Annotated in this window: 18 protein-coding genes and 1 riboswitch; of the genes, 15 read left to right on the forward strand and 3 right to left on the reverse strand. The window is 39.4% G+C overall.

Going from position 1 to position 19,746, the window contains the following annotated elements; genetic code table 11:
• The first annotated feature begins 194 nt into the window (after window positions 1-194).
• The 6 genes from AC106K_RS17000 to AC106K_RS17025 all read left to right on the forward strand — a co-directional run bounded on the left by AC106K_RS17000 (window position 195) and on the right by AC106K_RS17025 (window position 6,600).
• On the forward strand, window positions 195-1,469 hold the full coding sequence (locus tag AC106K_RS17000) for an acetyl-CoA hydrolase/transferase family protein (protein WP_482446655.1): 1,275 nt from the start codon (window positions 195-197) through the stop codon (window positions 1,467-1,469).
• Window positions 1,470-1,609: 140 nt separating this feature from the next.
• Window positions 1,610-2,404, forward strand: coding sequence for a hypothetical protein (locus AC106K_RS17005; protein ID WP_482446656.1), 795 nt, complete (start codon window positions 1,610-1,612; stop codon window positions 2,402-2,404).
• Between the two features lie 235 nt (window positions 2,405-2,639).
• Window positions 2,640-3,770 carry a 4-hydroxyphenylpyruvate dioxygenase gene (hppD, locus tag AC106K_RS17010; RefSeq protein WP_482446657.1) on the forward strand — a complete coding sequence of 377 codons (1,131 nt, stop codon included), beginning with the start codon at window positions 2,640-2,642 and terminating at the stop codon, window positions 3,768-3,770.
• A gap of 73 nt (window positions 3,771-3,843) precedes the next feature.
• A complete protein-coding gene (locus AC106K_RS17015) occupies window positions 3,844-4,305 on the forward strand; it encodes a hypothetical protein (protein WP_047098477.1) in 462 nt (153 codons plus the stop codon).
• A 56-nt stretch (window positions 4,306-4,361) separates the two neighbouring features.
• Entirely contained in the window at window positions 4,362-5,609 is a 1,248-nt protein-coding gene (gene fahA / locus AC106K_RS17020) for a fumarylacetoacetase (RefSeq protein WP_482446658.1), read from the forward strand.
• A gap of 166 nt (window positions 5,610-5,775) precedes the next feature.
• Complete coding sequence (locus tag AC106K_RS17025; RefSeq protein WP_482446659.1) at window positions 5,776-6,600, forward strand: flavin reductase family protein; 825 nt, start codon at window positions 5,776-5,778, stop codon at window positions 6,598-6,600.
• Window positions 6,601-6,723: 123 nt separating this feature from the next.
• Here AC106K_RS17025 and AC106K_RS17030 read toward each other — a convergent pair whose 3' ends face one another.
• Window positions 6,724-7,236, reverse strand: coding sequence for a hypothetical protein (locus AC106K_RS17030; protein ID WP_482446660.1), 513 nt, complete (start codon window positions 7,234-7,236; stop codon window positions 6,724-6,726).
• A gap of 49 nt (window positions 7,237-7,285) precedes the next feature.
• On the reverse strand, window positions 7,286-8,128 hold the full coding sequence (locus tag AC106K_RS17035; RefSeq protein ID WP_482446661.1) for an alpha/beta hydrolase family protein: 843 nt from the start codon (window positions 8,126-8,128) through the stop codon (window positions 7,286-7,288).
• A gap of 61 nt (window positions 8,129-8,189) precedes the next feature.
• On the opposite strand from AC106K_RS17035, the gene AC106K_RS17040 reads away from it, so the two are divergent.
• From AC106K_RS17040 to tenA, 9 genes are all read left to right on the forward strand, one after another.
• Window positions 8,190-9,443, forward strand: coding sequence for a PKD domain-containing protein (locus tag AC106K_RS17040; protein WP_482446662.1), 1,254 nt, complete (start codon window positions 8,190-8,192; stop codon window positions 9,441-9,443).
• Window positions 9,444-9,458: 15 nt separating this feature from the next.
• Complete coding sequence (locus AC106K_RS17045) at window positions 9,459-10,232, forward strand: HipA family kinase (protein ID WP_482446663.1); 774 nt, start codon at window positions 9,459-9,461, stop codon at window positions 10,230-10,232.
• Complete coding sequence (locus AC106K_RS17050; protein WP_047098470.1) at window positions 10,219-10,602, forward strand: DUF3037 domain-containing protein; 384 nt, start codon at window positions 10,219-10,221, stop codon at window positions 10,600-10,602. Before AC106K_RS17045 ends, AC106K_RS17050 begins: the two co-directional genes overlap by 14 nt.
• 23 nt (window positions 10,603-10,625) lie before the next feature.
• Window positions 10,626-11,660, forward strand: a complete 1,035-nt coding sequence (locus AC106K_RS17055) for an alpha/beta hydrolase fold domain-containing protein (RefSeq protein ID WP_482446664.1) — start codon at window positions 10,626-10,628, stop codon at window positions 11,658-11,660.
• A 201-nt stretch (window positions 11,661-11,861) separates the two neighbouring features.
• Window positions 11,862-13,703 carry a carbon starvation CstA family protein gene (locus AC106K_RS17060; RefSeq protein WP_185289306.1) on the forward strand — a complete coding sequence of 614 codons (1,842 nt, stop codon included), beginning with the start codon at window positions 11,862-11,864 and terminating at the stop codon, window positions 13,701-13,703.
• 59 nt (window positions 13,704-13,762) lie between these two features.
• Window positions 13,763-13,855, forward strand: a riboswitch (TPP riboswitch).
• 62 nt (window positions 13,856-13,917) lie between these two features.
• The gene (gene thiM, locus AC106K_RS17065; RefSeq protein ID WP_482446665.1) at window positions 13,918-14,715 is read left to right on the forward strand and encodes a hydroxyethylthiazole kinase; all 798 of its coding nucleotides are present in this window, start codon (window positions 13,918-13,920) and stop codon (window positions 14,713-14,715) included.
• Window positions 14,712-15,347, forward strand: coding sequence for a thiamine phosphate synthase (gene thiE, locus AC106K_RS17070; protein ID WP_482446666.1), 636 nt, complete (start codon window positions 14,712-14,714; stop codon window positions 15,345-15,347). Before thiM ends, thiE begins: the two co-directional genes overlap by 4 nt.
• The gene (thiD, locus tag AC106K_RS17075; RefSeq protein WP_482446667.1) at window positions 15,344-16,177 is read left to right on the forward strand and encodes a bifunctional hydroxymethylpyrimidine kinase/phosphomethylpyrimidine kinase; all 834 of its coding nucleotides are present in this window, start codon (window positions 15,344-15,346) and stop codon (window positions 16,175-16,177) included. Before thiE ends, thiD begins: the two co-directional genes overlap by 4 nt.
• A complete protein-coding gene (gene tenA / locus AC106K_RS17080) occupies window positions 16,164-16,814 on the forward strand; it encodes a thiaminase II (RefSeq protein ID WP_482446668.1) in 651 nt (216 codons plus the stop codon). The genes thiD and tenA overlap by 14 nt, the downstream gene beginning before the upstream one ends.
• A gap of 93 nt (window positions 16,815-16,907) precedes the next feature.
• Here the strand turns inward: tenA and AC106K_RS17085 are convergent, their stop codons facing one another.
• The gene (locus AC106K_RS17085; protein ID WP_482446669.1) at window positions 16,908-19,694 is read right to left on the reverse strand and encodes a TonB-dependent receptor plug domain-containing protein; all 2,787 of its coding nucleotides are present in this window, start codon (window positions 19,692-19,694) and stop codon (window positions 16,908-16,910) included.
• Between the last annotated feature and the right edge of the window lie 52 nt (window positions 19,695-19,746).

The following is a 19,746-nucleotide window of genomic DNA, read 5'->3' on the forward strand; positions in this document are numbered from 1 at the left end:
TACTAAAAGGCTGAATGCATTGCATTTGGCCTTTTATTTTTCAGCACTTGTAATGCTATCCTCAATATGATAAAAGTCCTTTTCAATATCATTAAAATAATTAGAAAAAGTAAAAATATAAGACTATCTTTGAAAGAAGAGAGGTAATTTTATGAGGTGAGAACACGATTAACACCCTATTAAAAAAATAAAATATGCATAATTACATAAGCGCAGAAGAGGCAATATATACGGTAAAAAGTGGCAACCGTGTATTTTTTCACGGGAGTGCATGTACTCCGAACTACCTGATTGATGAACTGGCAAGACAGGCACACCGGTTGGATCATGTAGAGATGGTTTCTATTACCCAACAGGGAAATATAGAAATTGCCAAACCTGAATATAAAGATAAATTCTTCATCAATTCATTATTCGTATCCACACCGGTTCGTGATGCCGTCAACTCAGACAGAGGTGATTTTGTTCCTGTATTTTTAAGTGAAATTCCTATTCTGTTCAGAAAAAATATACTTCCGCTGGATGTAGCTCTGGTAACAGTTTCTCCGCCGGATAAACATGGTTTCTGTACTTTAGGAACTTCAGTGGACATAGCAAGATCAGCGGTAGATACTGCTAAAACCATTGTTGCTATTGTCAACCCAAGAATGCCAAGAACCCATGGTGACGGAATGATCCATATCAGCAGAATCCATAAACTGGTTTGGCATGAAGAAGAGCTTCATACGGTAGATTATGGTTCGAAAGTAGGTCCTGAAGAAATGCTTGTAGGAAAAAACGTAGCAGAACTGATTGAAGACAGATCTACCCTTCAGATGGGAATCGGGACTATTCCGGATGCCGTTTTAAAATGTCTGAACAATCATAAAGACCTTGGAATTCACACAGAAATGCTGAGTGACGGAGTAATCGACCTTATCCAGAATGATGTGATCAACAATAAATACAAAGGCTACAACGAAAATAAAACCATTACCAGCTTCTGTTTTGGGACCAGAAAGCTCTATGATTATGTGGATGACAATACGGTCTTTGCCTTCAGAGATGTAAGTGAAGTCAATTTCCCGATCAACATTATGAAAAACAAAAAGATGGTAGCCATTAACTCCGCTATTGAAATAGACCTTACCGGACAGGTATGTGCCGATTCTATCGGAACTCTGCAATACAGCGGCATCGGAGGGCAAATGGACTTCATGCGTGGGGCTGCGTTGGGTGAAGATGGGAAACCTATCATTGCCATCACCTCAAGAACGAAAAAAGGGATCTCCAGGATCGTACCTTATCTTAAACAGGGCGCCGGTGTGGTGACGACAAGGGGACATATTCATTATGTCGTTACCGAATACGGAACAGCCTATCTGTATGGGAAAAACCTTCGCCAGAGGGCCCAGGAGCTGATCAGCATTGCTCATCCTGATGACAGGGAAATGTTGGAAAGAGCGGCATTCGAAAGATTTAAACACTGATAATCAGCAGATAAAAACTTTTTAATGTTTATTTTTTAATAAGACTTTATCAATATATTTTTATTACTGCCATATAAACTATAAAAAAGCTTAAAACCTTTGGCAGTATTTTTGATAAAATTCTTTCAAAAACAAGGAAATTGAAGACTATATATAATTCGATACGAGAAGAAGTTGTAGAACATTCTAAAGTAAGGAATTCTGTTTTGGGGAATGTGAATGAATGGAAAAGAAGCCATTATATTATTCTTTCCGAAATTATCAAAGATGAACTCTCTGAAGCAGAAGAACTGAAAGGAGGAAAAAAATTCGAAATCGGGAGCACCATCTCCCACGTTACGCTACAGCGTTTTTTTGAAAACGATTACCAGGACAAAACCCACAGTGATTTAAGATTCTTAAAAACACTTGATAAAATATGCATTTTTCTGGGGTATAAAGACCTTAATGATTATATCCTTTCTATGAGGCATAAAAAGAAAGACCAGAACGAAGCGGATGACGCGTCTTTTATGTCCAGGTTGGTATATGACTATTGTGCAAAAGCTTTTGAATTCTGCAAACAGTTTCCCAAGCATAATACCGAGCTTTTCAAGGAGTTGGTATTCGATGATTCTCCGTTTTTAGAAAGAATTTCACAGTTCAGTAAAGAACTTTGTGACAAAGACTTTCAGCTGGTAACCAAAAACAACCGTTCCAACTATGAAGTTTTTGACATCCATGTAGTGACAGATGACCCGGAAAAGAAAATACTGGAAACCCAGGAATTCTGGAACCTGCTATTCAAAGTAGGGGAAACCGGAGAAGAGCATTTTGTCAACCAGTTGAGTACACAAATCTATTTCTTCAAAAAAATAGATAATACCTGGAAGATCTGGGACAATTACAATCCGGATGCAGGAATGCTCAACAGAAAAATAGAAACTACCCCATAAAATAAGAAAGCCGCAGAGAATCTCTGTGGCTTTCATGTACGAAATATTTTTTTCTCACTTGTTTTTTGTATTACAAATGTAAGCGGTTGATTTCAAACAAATGGAACTTAAATATACTTAAATAAACTTTTCTTTAACGTTATGTTAAATAAATTCAAGGATTAGTAGGGAATATTTTTCCTATATCCAAGTTTTTTGTAATTTGCATACCAATAAAATAAAAGTAAAAAAGAATATGTCAACACTTACATTTGCCGAGAAAATTGCTCAAGCAGAAAATTTCTTACCAATCAACGGTACAGATTATATTGAGTTTTATGTAGGAAATGCAAAACAGGCTGCCCATTATTACAAAACCGCTTTCGGTTTTCAGTCTGTAGCTTATGCGGGTCCTGAAACAGGAGTAAGAGACCGTGCATCTTATGTGCTTCAACAGGGAAAGATCAGATTGGTATTAACTACCGGATTGAAGTCTGATTCTCCTATCAGCGAACATGTAAAAAAACACGGTGACGGAGTAAAGATTTTGGCACTTTGGGTAGATGACGCTTATGCAGCTTTCGAAGAAACTACCAAAAGAGGTGGAAAACCATATTTAGAGCCCGTAACTTTAACTGATGAGCATGGTGAAGTAAGAATGTCCGGAATTTATACCTACGGAGAAACAGTTCACATGTTTGTAGAAAGAAAAAATTATGAAGGGGCTTTCATGCCAGGATATGAAAAATGGGAAAGTACCTACAATCCTGAAGAAGCAGGTCTATTGTATGTAGACCACTGTGTAGGAAACGTAGACTGGAACAGAATGATTCCTACCGTAGAATGGTATGAAAAAGTAATGGGATTTGTAAATATCCTTTCTTTCGACGACAAGCAGATCAACACAGAATATTCTGCACTGATGTCTAAAGTAATGTCAAACGGAAACGGATATGCAAAATTCCCGATCAACGAGCCTGCAGAAGGTAAAAAGAAATCTCAGGTAGAAGAATATCTTGATTTCTACGAAGGTGAAGGAGTACAGCACATTGCAGTAGCTACCAAAGATATTATCCACACGGTAACTGAGCTTAAAAAACGTGGTGTAGAATTCCTTTCAGCTCCGCCGGAAGCATATTATGACATGGTTCCTGAAAGAGTGGGCCATATTGATGAAGATCTTAAAAAACTTCAGGAGTTAGGTATACTTATTGATCATGATGAAGAAGGGTACTTACTTCAGATCTTTACCAAGCCTGTAGAAGACCGCCCTACTCTATTCTTCGAAATCATTGAAAGACACGGTGCACAGAGTTTTGGTGCCGGAAACTTCAAAGCTTTATTCGAAGCTCTGGAAAGAGAGCAGGAAAGAAGAGGTAATCTTTAATTTTACGTTAAAAAATATTAAGTTTTGTCAGGATTCAGTATTCTGGCAAAACTTTTTTATAAAACACAGCATAATGAGAAAACTTTTAATAGGAATTTTATTCTTTGGAACCCTGGGTGTAAAGGCACAATACGGTTCCTTAAATGCAATCCTCGACAGACTTGAAGCAAGAAGAGGCATCAATCAGAATCTTGAAAAGGTAAATATTGACAACAAAAAGTTTGTCTTCATTAAAGATGAAGCAGACCATACGGAAAGAGATTTTATCGTAATCAAAGGGAACAATGCTACGTATGTAGAAGTTTTTGATGATAAAGCTACAGGAGAAAGCAGCTCTAATGTTTTCACAGGCGATATTGTCAGAAAAAAGAACATCGTTTCTCTGCGGGCAGATGTATTGGAAGGTAAAAAAATCCCGATCGCAGTCACCAAAACACTATTGCTTACCCAGCAGGACAATATTCTCTACCTCATCGATGTCAATACCAAAGACCGATGGATTGATGAGCAATCTTATACCAAAAAGGCAAAATAAACATCCCAAAGACTATTTCTCAGGGTGATATTTTAATCTAAATTAAATCTAAACTTATGAAATCATTTGTAGACTATTCCTCAGACTCGGATTTTTCTATACATAATATTCCTTTCGGAGTAGCAGTTTTTAACAAAGAATACATCGGATGCTGTACAAGGATCGGAGATCAGGTTATTGATCTAGCCACTTTGTATGATCTTGGTTATTTTGAAGACATTGAAGGCTTGGACGACAATGTTTTTGAAGCGTATACCATCAACGAATTCATCGAACTGGGTAAATCGGTTACCAATGCCGTACGTACCAAAATCCAGACTTTATTGCAGGAAGGATCAATATTATCTAAAGATCAGAAAACCATTGAAGAAGCGTTCTACGATCTTGACAAGGTAAAGATGATGATGCCTGTGCACATCCCGAATTATACAGACTTCTACAGCAGCATCGAACATGCAACCAATGTAGGGAAAATGTTCCGTGACCCTGCCAATGCTTTATTACCCAACTGGAAGCATTTACCGGTAGGCTACCACGGAAGGGCCTCTTCTATTGTTGTTTCAGGAACGGAAATCAACCGCCCGAAAGGACAAATGAAACCTGCTGATGCAGATCAACCTGTTTTTGGACCTTGCAAACAGCTGGATTTCGAACTGGAAATGGCTTTCATCATCAACAAAAATACAGAGATGGGCGAAAGTATATCTACAAAAGATGCAGAAGATGCGATCTTCGGAATGGTGGTATTCAACGACTGGTCTGCAAGAGATATTCAGTCTTGGGAGTATGTTCCGCTAGGCCCATTCCTTGCAAAAAACTTCGGATCATCTATCTCTCCATGGGTAGTTACTCTGGAAGCATTGGAACCATTCAGAACAGCTTCTCCTACGCAAGATCCTGAAGTTCTGGATTACCTGAAATTTGAAGGTGACAAAAATTACGATATTAATCTTGAAGTATATATCCAGCCGGAAAACGGTGATCAAAACCTGATCTGCGAAAGCAACTACAAACATATGTACTGGAATATGACCCAGCAATTGGCTCACCACACTGTAAACGGATGTAACGTAGAAGTGGGTGATCTGTATGCCAGCGGTACCATTTCCGGAAGCGATCCAAAATCTTTCGGCTCTATGCTTGAGCTTACATGGAGAGGACAAAATCCTTTATCATTAAGCAACGGTGAAGAAAGAAAGTTCATTGAAGACAACGATACCGTTACCATGAAAGCATGGGCAGAAAAAGACGGTGTGAGAGTAGGTTTCGGTGAAGTTTCAGGTAAAATTATCCCGACACTTTAAAAATTAAGATTTAAACGATAAGATGCTTCGATTTCGCTCAACATGACATCGCTGAAAATAGACTATAAACAGTTAGTATCAGATGTGTCAAGCTGAGCGGAGTCGAAGCTTATTTTTAATATAATTTGAATACTTAAACCTGGTTAAGTGTTAAAATCAAAAAAAAATGAAAACAGTAATCCCCTCTGAAATAACCTCTGTACAACTTCAGACCATCATGCAAACCGCCGTTTCACCACGTCCTATTGCATTGGCCTCTACGGTGGATAAAGATGGTAATAACAATTTATCTCCATTCAGTTTTTTTAATATGTTCAGTACGGTTCCTCCCATTCTGATCTTTTCACCATCAAGGAGAGTGCGTGATAATACCACAAAACATACCCTGGAAAACGTTCTGGAAGTACCGGAAGTAGTGATTGGAACTGTGAACTTTCCTATCGTACAGCAAATTTCTTTAGCTTCTACAGAATATGAAACCGGAGTGAATGAATTCATCAAGTCCGGTCTGACCATGAAAGATGCTGAGCTTGTACAGCCCAAACTGATTGAAGAATGTCCTGTCAACTTCGAATGCAAAGTTTTGGAAGTAAAATCTCTTGGCGAGCAGGGCGGAGCAGGAAATCTGGTGATCTGTGAAGTTCAGAAAATTCACATCAGAGAAGAATACCTGAATGAAGCCGGAAATCTGGATCAGAAAAAACTGGATATGGTTGCCCGTTTAGGCGGTAACTGGTATTCCAGAAGTAATGAAAACAGCCTTTTTGAAGTTCCAAAACCTCTGGTAACAAAAGGAATCGGGTTTGACCTGTTGCCGGATGCGATCAAATACAGCAAAATATTTACAGGAAATGATCTTGGTATGCTTGCCAATACGGAAGTACTGCCTGACGGCGAATTCCACGCTGATGAAAACATTCATCTTGATGCTCAGAAGCTGCTTCTTGAAAGCAAGATTGAAGAAGCATGGAATGTACTTATCATGAAGTAGACCAATTCATTATATTGTCAGATACAAAAGAGGCGCCTGAAATTTCAGGCGCCTCTTATTATTATATTTCAGGCCAGAGAAGTAGATCGGAATACGAAAACCACTTGTCTCCAGCTTCTGTCTTTATTTCGATTTCAAAGATTCTGATACCGTTATTTTCTTCTTTTCACTAAAGTCTGTCAGTTTCCCGTTCTGATCTATCATAACGTTCAGGTTATCATCCTTAGCATCATAATAAATGTCTGTTGAATATCCCGGACAGTCGTGTTGTTTGCACCCTGTTAATTTATAAATTCCGTTTTCAGAGGTGATCGGGCTTTCTACATTAAAATATTTTATCATATCATTATATTGAGCTCCAACAAGCTTTTTCAATCGGTCTGTGATGCTTTTATCTTCAAACAGTTTGATCTCATGTGGATATTTTCCGACATTTTTGGTAATGATATTTTCTGTTGCAGCAGAAGGAGAAGCAGTAGCTGCAGAATCAGATTTCGGCTCTGTTGCAGAATCTTTAGGCATTGTTGTCGCCAGTGAATCTGTACCTGCAGAAGTTGAGGTTTTCGCTTCTTTCTTACAGGAAATAACTGCTGTACATAAGGATAGCGCTAATGCGCCTGTAATAAGTTTTTTCATAATGATATTGTATAAAGTGTTAATGTAATATAACGGAATCGGAAAGGCTTTATTTCAATTTTTCTTTGATAAACTCAATACACTTTTCCGTGACAGTATTGAGATCTTCCGGAAGTTTTTTTGCTGTCCAGGGTTCTTTTGCTCCGAAGGTATGATTGGCATTTTCAATCAGGAATAGTTCAGAATTCGGATGGAGAAGGTGAAGATGTTCTGCCTGTCCGGCGTTTACAGCTTCGTCCTGAGTTCCATGAATGATCAGCATATGAGCTTTGGCCATCTCTGTTGCTCTTTCCACATCAAAACGATGAACGTCCTTCTCATAATCTTCATAAAACTGATAATAATGTGGCATTTCCTGTTTTGTACGGCCATTTAAGGCAAAATAGACTCCTGCTCTTTTCCAGTTTTCAAAAGCTTCGCCTGTAGGAAATCTTTCTAAAGTATCTACACTGGCCAGGGTAATCAGACCGTTGACCCTTTCATCTTCAAAGGTTTTGATGATAGAAATTCCACCTCCTCTGCTGTGACCGATCAGAATAACCTTTTCACGATCCACATGAGGATTCTCTATAAAATGATCAATAACGAATCCTAAATCTGAAAGCTCTTTAGAGTAATTATTATTTCCGAAAGCCTCCAGATCTGCAAAGTGATGGGGATCTTCTACAGTGGTCCCATTATGGGAAAAATTAAACTTCACAAAGAAAAAGCCTGCTTCAGCAAACTTTTCAGCCATCAGATCCCATGCCCCCCAATCTTTATAGCCCTTATATCCATGTATAAAGATGACCAGCGGCAGTTTCTTTTCGGTGTCGCTGTAAAAAATATCAGCAAGAAAACCTTTTGTTTCTTTATTTTCTAAATATATATTCTTTTCACTAATCAAATTCATAATATATATAAGTTTTGTTTAATATTCTTTATATTTATAATGCTAATTTAAATTGAAATTTATGAAAAAAACTCTACTTTTTTTACTTTTAATCACTTTTTCTTTTACAATCAGTCAAACCTCCAAGAGAGTCTTCTTTATCGGGAACAGCTATACCTACGTAAATGATTTACCCAATTTAATCAAAAATGTGGCTGCCTCTACCAACGATATTGTAGATTTCCAGAGCCAGGCCATAGGAGGAGCAACCCTTCAGGATCATGTCAACAGTACTACGGTAAACATCCTCAACCAGGGAAACTGGGATTACGTGGTATTGCAGGAACAGAGCCAGCTTCCGTCTTTTCCGGATCAGGTAGTTCAAAGCCAGGTCTACCCTTATGCTGCCCAACTTTCTGATCTTATAAAATCTACCAATGCCTGTGGCAATGTTATTTTCTATATGACCTGGGGGCGCAAAAACGGAGATAATACCCGTTGTAACGCTCAGCCTGAAGTATGTACGTATGAAGGAATGGATAACCTTATTTATCAACGGTATGTTGAAATGGCCCAGACCAACGAAGCTCTTTTATCTCCGGTGGGTAAAGTATGGCGAGCCATCAGACAGCAGGATCCCTCTCTGGAACTTTATGATCAGGATCAGTCCCATCCGAGCTATATAGGTTCTATGGCAGCGGCCTATACTTTTTATACGATTATATTCAAAAAAGATCCAACTCTGGCTGCTTATAAAGGAAATCTTACTCCTTCACAGGCCCAGTTTATTAAAAATATTGTCAAAACAGAAGTTTACAATACTCTGGATACCTGGAATGCAGTCTCCAATGATGTTCACAGCAGATTTATTCATCAGTTTACCAATGCCACCACCATTCAGTTTACCAATAAGACCCAAAATGCCACGACTTATCTATGGAACTTTGGAGATGGTAATACTTCCACCCTGCAAAATCCTGTACATACTTATGCTGCATCGGGAGATTATAATGTAAGCCTTACCACTGATGCATGCAGTGCCAATACCACCAAAACCAAGCGCATCACTGTAAACACTCTTGGCATCAAAGAATCTCCTATTGAAGACCAAATACAGATCTATCCCAACCCGGCACAAAACCTTGTGAACATTACAGCACAAAAGAAAATTGAAATTCTTTCCCTTACAGATTTCAGCGGAAGAACCGTTGTATACAGCCTGAACAAAACGGACTCGGGATATGTGATTCCTTTGCATCATTTATCACCGGGCGTTTATCTTTTACACTATAAAACGGGAGAAAAGGAATTCATCAAAAAAATTATTAAAAAATAAGCTTATTTTTGCTTCATGCAGAATTTAAGAACTGTAACCGTGATGCGTTACATTCTGCCGTTGAGAGAAGGAGGATCTCTTCCTGCTCTGGCAGAAGCTGATGATGACTTTAAATATGTTTTAAAATTCCGTGGTGCGGGCCATGGGGTAAAAATGCTGATCTCCGAACTTCTGGGTGGAAAAATTACGGAAGCCTTGGGATTGAAAATTCCCGAACTGGTTTTTATCAATCTCGATGCTGACTTTGGAAGAACGGAAGCCGACGAAGAAATACAGGATCTGCTGAAACACTCAGAAGGTCTGAATCTCGGGCTGCATTATCTCTCCGGTTCTATCACTTACGATCCGGGAATAAGCGTTGACCCGCTTCTGGCTTCGAAGATTGTATGGCTGGATGCTTTCATCACCAATATTGACCGTACTTTTAGGAATACGAATATGCTGATGTGGCATAAAGAACTCTGGATCATTGATAATGGAGCTTCATTCTACTTTCACCACTCGTGGCAAAACTTCGATGCAGCAGCGAAAACTCCTTTCAAATACGTGAAAGATCATGTGTTGCTTCCCAAAGCTAAAATGCTGGACGAGGCGGATAAGTTTGCCCATGAAGTACTGAACGATACCCTGTTCAGAGATATTGTCAATTCAATTCCTGAAGACTGGTTGCAATGGAATGATGCTGACGAAACTCCAGATGAAATCCGTGAGATCTATTTTCAGTTTTTGAAAACCAGATTCGAAAATTCTCAAATCTTTGTAAACGAAGCGAAAAATGCAAGAGGATAAAATATATGAATACGCGGTAATACGCCTGGTACCCAAAGTTGAAAGAGAAGAATTTTTCAATATCGGATTGGTGATGTTTTCCAAGAAGGAAAAATTCATCAGAGTAGAATTTTATCTGTGTCCTGATAAATTCAAACTGATGCACAGCAAACTGGATTATGAAGACATCATCCAAAATCTGGAAAGCTTTCAGAAAATTGCCAATGGAGATAAAAACGGCGGCCCTATTGCTCTGCTGGACATTCCTGAGCGATTTCGCTGGCTGACGGCTGTAAGAAGCGCTGTGGTTCAGACTTCAAGACCTCATCCCGGAAAATCCAAAGATCTGAACATTACTTTTGGTAAGCTTTTTGAGGAGTTAGTAAAATAACACATTCCTAAAAAAAGTTTATTATGAATTCATCTACATACAACATATCAAATTACAGGTTTATTTCAAACCTGTTTTTTATTTTATTTTTAAGCTTTTCCAATTTATTTTTTTCACAGTCTTTTTCACAGAGTCCTGCTCCGGCACCACGGGTGAAAAGTACACTTCTTCCGGAAATCGCGACAGTTTCTGAAGATATTGTATACAAAACCAACAGAAAAGGGAATCCACTTCTCCTGGATCTTTATAGGCCTAAAAATCTACCGGCAGAAAAACTTCCGGTACTGATCTATGTGCATGGCGGAGGTTGGATAGAAGGCAATAAAGAGATTCATGCTGATGATTATGTTGAAAATACCATCAAAAAATTGCTGCCAAAACATTACGCTGTGATCAGCATCAATTATACCCTTCTGAATGACACGACTCATTTTCCTTTACCTTTGGAAGATACTAAGGACGCTGTAAGATGGGTAAGACAAAATGCTGAAAAATATAACTTTGACACGAATAATATCGGGCTTTTCGGAGCTTCGGCGGGAGCTCACCTTTCTTTAATGGCTGCCTATACTCCGGATGATACGTTTATCGGCAGTACCGGACTTTCATCTTATTCTTCAAAAGTGAATTATGTAATCGATCATTATGGCCCTGCCGATCTGAATAAACTTTTCCATACCGGATTGGGAACAATTCCGGTTTCTATGATCAGAATGGTTTCGAAGAAGATTGTTGATTTACAGCAAGGACTTGTAAAGGGAATGTCCGGCTATGATTTAAATAAGGACCAACAAAAAGCAATTGAGTATTTAAAAACCATATCACCCGTTAATTTTGTTTCGGGAGCTGTTCCTACTCTTATTGTACAGGGGAATAAAGATAAAATAGTTCCTTTAAACCAGGCAAAAAAGCTTCACCGCAAATTAAAGAGAGCCAAAGTTCAGACGGACCTGATCATCATTGAAAATGGGGTTCACGGTTTTTCCACTACAGATAAAAGTGATTTGGATAAAATGACCGATCAAATGGTGGATTTTATTATTTTACAGAAGAAATAACAAAAAAAATATACACAGTAATAAAAAATCAATATTAAAAATATAATAATCAACACATTATATTTCAATCTATTACAATATTGCTAATTTAATATACATATCCATTATTTTTATATACAAAATAATTAACTTGGCTTTTATTTAAATTATTTACAATAAAAAAGTCAATACTTTCAATTATTAACCAATAAAAATTAAGATATGGAGATACTGGATAATATAAATGCCCTTACTTTAATATTTGTATCAATACTTATTTTTGCGATTGCTTATCGTATTTACGGTATTTTCATGGCTAATAAAGTATTACGGCTTAATGACAACAATACAACTCCCGCCATTGAATTTGCAGATGGGAAGGACTATGTTGCTACCAATAAAAATGTACTCTTTGGGCATCATTTTGCGGCTATTGCAGCAGCCGGCCCACTGGTAGGACCTGTTCTGGCAGCACAGTTCGGCTATCTTCCCGGAGCTTTATGGATCTTAATAGGATGTGTATTGGGCGGAGGCGTACATGATATGGTTGTTTTATTTGCTTCGGTAAGACACAAAGGTCAGAGTCTTGCGACCATTGCTTCAAAGGAAATTGGTAAAACGACAGGAACGGTAGCAGGTTTTGCCATTTTATTCATTCTTATTCTTACCCTGGCAGGTTTATCGCTCGCTTGTATCAATGCAATGCATGAGGCTTCATGGTCTCTTTTTACCGTGGTCATCACAATGCCAATTGCGGTGATTATGGGATTGATCATGCGTTATAAAAAGAACAGTGTTCTCTTTGCCAGTATTCTGGGGGGCATCCTTTTGATTGCAGGTATTATTGGTGGGCACGATCTTATGCAGAACCCTGCCATAAACCATTTATTCTCCTGGGATATTAAAACCATTTCGATCGCGATTCCGCTATATGGCTTTCTGGCTTCCGTTCTTCCGGTATGGCTGCTTTTAGTTCCGAGAGATTATCTTTCCACTTACCTAAAGATCGGAACCATTATTATGCTGGCTGTAGGAGTTATTGTGATTCATCCAACGGTACAGATGCCGGCCCTTACTGCATTCATCAATGGTGGAGGTCCCGTTATAGGAGGTCCTGTACTTCCTTTTATTTTTATCGTGATCGCCTGTGGCGCTATTTCAGGGTTCCACGCTGTCATTGCTACAGGGACTACTCCTAAAATGCTCAACAGAGAAAGAGAAATTCTTTTTGTAGGCTACGGTGCGATGCTTGTTGAAGGCTTTGTAGCTCTGATGGCCCTGATTGCCGCTTGTACTCTGATGCCTGGAGATTATTTTGCCATCAATACTCCTAAAGAATCCTACGATGCTTTTCTGGCCGCCCATCCTGCCCTTCACGGAGTAGATATTGACTATTATTCCCAAAAGATTGGCATTGATCTGCATGGAAGAACTGGTGGAGCAGTTTCATTGGCTGTAGGAATGGCTCATATTTTTAACAAAATCCCTTATATGGATCAGCTAACGGCTTACTGGTATAATTTTGCGATCATGTTTGAAGCTGTATTTATCCTCACCGCCATTGATGCAGGAACACGAGTAGGACGTTTCTTTTTACAGGAAATGCTGGGCTCTGTGATCCCTAAATTCAATGATAAAAACTGGATTCCGGGAATTATCATCAGCAGCTTACTTTTCACTTTTGCCTGGGGCTACCTGGTATACACCGGAAATGTAAGCAGCATATGGCCTTTATTTGGAATCAGTAACCAGTTGCTGGCAGCCTGCGGACTTATTGTCTGTACCACAATGCTGATCAGGATGAACAGAGGGAAATATGCATTGTGCTCAGCTATTCCGGGAGTCTTTATGGCGATTATTACCTTCTGGGCAGGGTATCTTCAGGTCGCCACCATCTATATCCCCAAAGAACAGTATCTGTTGGCAACCTTAGCGGTTACCGCAATGATCCTGATGCTTATTGTCTTTATCGGAGCATTCAGAAAATGGTATGAGCTGCTGAAGATTACAACCACAAAAACCGATTTTTACGGAGAGCAGGTGAAAGAACTGGTAGAAAGATAAAAAACTTCTTCTTCAGATATTTTACAGGTTTTGCCTGCTCTGATAATTTTTATACATTTGTCTTGCTTTAGGGGTATTCTGAAAAGAATTGAGAGAGTCCCTTTGAACCTGATACGGCTGACACCGACGTAGGGAAAAGCAAGACTACATGGCCAGACCCATGTACTTTTGTTTTGGATTTTTCCTGAAGCTATTTTTATTTTAATGATAAACAATGGAAAAAGTACTCTGGCAACAAGTTCAGCTTGTAAAACAAACGTCTCCGCTGGTTCACAATATCACCAATTATGTAGTGATGAACAATACAGCCAATGCTCTTTTGGCTGCAGGAGCCTCTCCTATCATGGCCCATGCCAAATCTGAGATCAGGGAAATGATCAATATTGCTCATTCAGTGGTCATTAATATTGGTACTCTTGACGAATACTGGTCTGAATCTATGATTATGGCAGCCGAAACAGCTAATGAGATTCACAAACCATGGGTTTTGGATCCTGTGGGGGCTGGTGCTACTTCTTTTCGGGATCAGATTCTCCATCAGCTGCTGGAATATCGTCCAACCGTTATCAGAGGGAACGCTTCTGAAATTATTGCCCTGGCTAAGATCAATACAACCGTGACTAAAGGAGTAGACAGTACAGCTGCCAGCAATGATGCTGTAGGTGCTGCTCAGATTCTGGTCAACCAATACAATTCGACCGTCTGTATTTCCGGTGAAACGGATATTATTATAAGTCCTAAACAAAACTTCTTTATAAGAAATGGCCATCCGCTTATGACAAAAGTAACAGGATTAGGATGTTCAGCCACCGCATTGACGGGAGCATTTATAGGATGTTCGGAAAACAAAACCCTGGGTGTTGCAGCGGCAATGGCATTACTTGGCATAGCAGGAGAAATTGTTGCCCACGAAAGCAAAGGTCCCGGAAGCCTGCAGGTTAACCTGATCGATAAGCTATACAATATTACAGAAGAGGAATTCAACAGTCATTTAAAAATCAGTCAGAAATGAGTTTATATACTTTTCCTTATCAGTTGTATCTGGTAATTTCTGAGGCGGACTGTAAGGGGAAAAACTTTCTGAAAGTAGCGGAACAGGCTATTCTTGGCGGAGTAGATATTATCCAGTTGCGTGAAAAAAATGATAGTACAGAACTTTTCCTTCAAAAAGCAAGACAGCTTATTGAAATTACGGAGAAATATAATGTTCCTCTCATCATCAATGACCACATTGAAGTCGCTGAAAAAGTAAACTCAGCAGGCATCCACGTTGGGAACAGTGATACACCGCCCACTCAGCTGAGACAGCATCCTTTTATCAAAAATAAGATGATCGGCTATTCTATTGAACATTTATCACAGCTTGACAACGAACAAACTGCTGTATCTGATTATCTGGGAATAAGCCCCGTATTTAAAACAGATACAAAGACAGATACCGTTACAGAATGGGGTCTTGAAGGAGTTTCCAAAATCAGGCAGCTTACAGAAAAACCTCTTGTAGCGATTGGCAATATTCATCTTGGAAATGCAAAAGCGGTTATCAATGCAGGAGCCGACTGCCTTGCTGTAGTTTCTGCAATATGCGGTGCAGATGATCCTCAGAAAGCAGCCTATGAATTAAAAAATGAAATTTTAAAATGAAAAAATACAAATACCCGTCAGTACTTACCATTGCAGGTTTTGACGGAAGTGGCGGAGCAGGCATCCAGGCTGATATTAAAACAGCTTCAGCATTAGGTTGCTTTTCCACATCGGTTTTAACAGCTTTACCTGTACAGAACACGCAGGGCGTACGGGCTATCTACCCGATTCCTGTAGAAGCAGTAGCTGATCAGATCCGGGCTATCCTGGAGGATATTGTTCCGGATGCTATTAAAATCGGGATGGTGCATACTCCGCAATTGGTGGAGACCATTGTTTCCACTTTAGCACAATATAAAAAAATACCAATCGTATTCGATCCCGTTATGGTAGCAACCAGCGGGCACCGACTGATCGAAGAAGAAACGATCACAGCTATTACGGATCAACTCTTCCCTATTGCGGATGTCATCACGCCCAATATGGATGAAGCAGCCATTTTAGCCGATATGAAAGTAGAAACACTGGAAGACCTATATACGGCTGGAGAAAGAATAAAAAAACTGGGCTGTAAAACGATTCTTCTGAAAGGAGGTCATCAGGAAACCTCAACAATCACTTCCCTATTCTATGATGAAAATGAGGTTTTTCATTCTTTTGAAACGGCTAAGTTTGACACCCATAACACGCATGGTTCCGGCTGTACACTGTCTTCTGCAATAGCAGCTTATATCGCTCAGGGGAAAACCTTGTATGAAGCTGTCTCTTTGGGCCAGGAATATATTTACCAGGCCATCAAAAACGGAATCGATGTACAAACAGGACACGGAAACGGTCCGCTTAATCACTTTTTTAACCCTCAAAAACTGATCAAAAATGAAATGGTCTGAACACACCTGGCAAACAATAGAAGAACTCTATGAGTCTATTCTCAAAATGCCTTTTATAAAAGAATTATCGGAAGGTTCTTTACCACAGGAGAAATTCCGTTTTTATATGGCTCAGGATTCTTTATATCTGGAACACTTCGGAAGAACCCTTTCCCTGATTGCAGCAAAGATTACTGATCTTCAGGATGTGCTTGCCTTTATGCGTTTTGCTGAAAATGCAATTGTTGTGGAAAATGCTTTGCATGAATCCTATTTTAAAGATTTCGGACTTAATGATAAAGGTGTTTTACAGCCTGCCTGTCATCATTATATTCACTTCCTGAGAAGCACTGCAGCATTGGAATCAGTAGAAATTGCTGTTGCGGCTGTACTTCCTTGCTTTTGGATCTACAGAGAAGTAGGAGATTATATTTACCGTACCCAGAATACCGTCGACAACCCGTATGAGAAATGGATTGCCACCTATGCCGGAGAGGAATTTGCAGCAGCCGTAGATCAGGCTATCGCAATCTGTGATAAAATAGCAGAAAACAGTACTGCAGCAACCAGACAGAAGATGACGGAAGCATTTATCATGGCCTCAAGAATGGAGTTTCACTTCTGGGAAGCGGCTTATGAACTGAAAAAATGGAAATAGCTTTTGATTTAGGAGTGATGAAATATCACATATTAAAACTATAAAAAACGGTTCCAAAATTATGGAACCGTTTTTTTAAAAGTATAAGATCAATTAAAAATTGAAATTAAGTCTGCTGAAAACATATCTTCCGTTCTGTCCGAACTGAGAAGTCGAACGGGAATAGATAAACTGATCATTATTGCTTGAAGCAGGAAGATTTCTGGTAGGATAAATATCAAACAGGTTATTGACCCCCAGCGTTAATCCTATATTTTTGGTAAACTGATAAGCTACGGAAATATCGGTAATAATCTTATCTCCTATTTTCTGATGCTCATTGAATTCTATGATACCGTCTCCATTCGCATCCAAAACGTCTGCTCCTGTTACTTTTCCGAAATAGGTATTTCTCAAATAGAAACTTGCGTTCTTCCATGCAAGGGTATGAGAAAGACTTGCTTTTACTCTAGGCACTGCCTCTTCCAGATATACTCTGGATTTTTCAGAGAAGTATACTTTTTCCAGTTCCGGTGCCTGCAAAAGTCCGGAAGAATGAATAGCCCCCACCTGTTTGGTCTGGTTGAGGTTGATCGCGAAGTTGTTATCCAGTTTTATGCCGGAAAATCTTGCATTATGAGAAATAACCACATCCAGCCCTTTTGTTTCCGTATCAATGGCATTGGTAAAGAACTGTGCTGCATTCACTCCCAGTTTTTCATAAACCTGTTTAGCTTCATCTGATACAGCTGATTTTAAGAATTGGTCGGTAAGAAGAATTCTGTTATCAATTCTTGTAAAATATCCATCAGCGGTAAATGTTAAATTAACGGATGGTATTTTATAGGTAAACCCTACACTGGCAGATTTTGAAGTCTCCTGTTTCAATTTTGGTATTCCCAGCAATCCGGCGATCTGTGAATCATTGCTGAAGGTTCCCACCTCCAGAAGCTGTCCGTTTGGAAGCTGAGGGGATGTTACAAACAAGGTAGAGGTCACATTATAATAAATCTGGTGAATTGATGGGGCCCTGAACCCTGTAGAACCTGCCAGTCTTACATTAAAATCAGGAGCAACCTTGATTCTTGAAGCCAGTTTATAATTGAAAGTAGAACCGAAATCTGAATAATTTTCATATCTCGCTGCTGCATCTACCAAAAGCCAGTTGGTGAAATTAAATTCAACATCTGCATAAGCGGCTACAGACTGTCTATTTTTATTCACGGCATTTTCAGGTTTGAACCCACTGAACACCTGAGAACCACCCGGAAGCGCTGCTCCAAAGAAATCTGTAGGTCTTTGAGAATTTCCGTTCCATACATTTCCAAAAACATCGTAGGTTGCATAGGAAGCTTCCTCTCCTGCGGTCATTTTGAAGTTTTCAAAACGGTGCTCTCCTCCGAAAGCAACATTCAATCCTTCCCAGACATCGTATTTTTTAGAAAAATCTAAATTGATCGTATTTTGAGTAAATCTTAAACCTCCGGCATTAAACTCTCTGGGAGAAGCAAATCGTAATGAGGTATTTCCTGTATTTCCGATATTATACGTAAAAGAGTTCTGCCCAAATGTATTGCTTAAATCAATATGCCAGCCCTCCCATTTTCCTTTGATTCCTGCAGCCAGTGATATATCCTGAATATCGGTACTGATCTGTGGAAGGTACCCATCAGGATATAAGCCTGTAAAAGTTCTGCTTTCGCTAGGTCTTCGGTAGAAACCACCCGAGGTACCATGTCTCAGACTGTATCCACCAAAAGTATATGCTTTCCAGTCGTCACTGATAGGTAATTCAGCATTAATGAAAAGCTGATGATTATTGAGCTTAGACTGTCCTACCTGCATATTAAAGTCTTTTCTGGTCAGTCCTCTGTAAGCCAGTTCCTGATCCGTGAAATAATTAAGCTGATCTCTGGAAAAGTTTCCGGATTTCAGGACATTTTGTAGGGCTGCAATGGTGTTCGCCCCTTGAATATTATTCTGTAAAGTCTGGGAGAAATATCCTACATTCTGAGCATACTGGTGAATATAGCTGACCAGCTGCTGGGCATTGGAAGTATTTCCGATGTTATTAAAAAGTGAAGAAAGATTCACTCCGTCATTCAGTGCACGCCTTTCAATGGCGTTATAAGGATTGTAAATAGGAGCACTTTCCGTTCCCGCTCTATAAGTAGGATTTCTGAATTGTGAAGACCAGGTGACATTAAAAAAACCACCCTTTGTCCCGATTTTACTTCCATAGTTCAGATCCAGCTGAATATTCTGGCCGTCAAAATCCCCAGTATGATCATTGGCTGCAGGGGTTAAGTTTCCACCATAGCTGATCTGCCCCGCCAGTTTGCCTGTATCTCTTTTAAGTTCAAGGTTCATAACTCCGGCAATGGCATCAGAACCATATTGTGCTGCGGCTCCGTCTCTCAATACTTCAATTCGGTTTAAAGCAAAAGCAGGAATGGCATTAAGGTCGGTTCCTACGGTTCCACGTCCCGGTGTTCCGTTCACATTCACCAATGCTGAGGTATGTCTTCTCTTTCCGTTCACCAAAACCAATACCTGATCCGGTCCTAATCCTCTCAACTGGGCAGGATCCAAATGGTCTGTCCCGTCTGAATTCGTCTGAATGGTAGAAGTAAAAGAAGGTGCTATAGCGTTCAGAATCTGCCCGATATTATTCTGTGGCAAAATGACTGACGATTCCTTGATGTTGAATACATCTACAGGTACCGGACTGTCTACTTTAGACCTTGCCCCTCCTCTTGATCCCAGGATGACCACTTCTTCTACATTATTCGTCTTTACACTGTCTTTTTTTATTTTGATGCTGTCCTTTTCCTGTCCGTAAGCAGAAACTCCAAGGAAAAACAGAACAGAGGCTGAAACAATAGTTTTTTTATTTCTCATATAGTTTAGAATTTGATTAAACATTTATGTTTTTGCAAGGTGCAAATGTAAA

The organism is Chryseobacterium sp. FR048 (assembly GCF_056844665.1).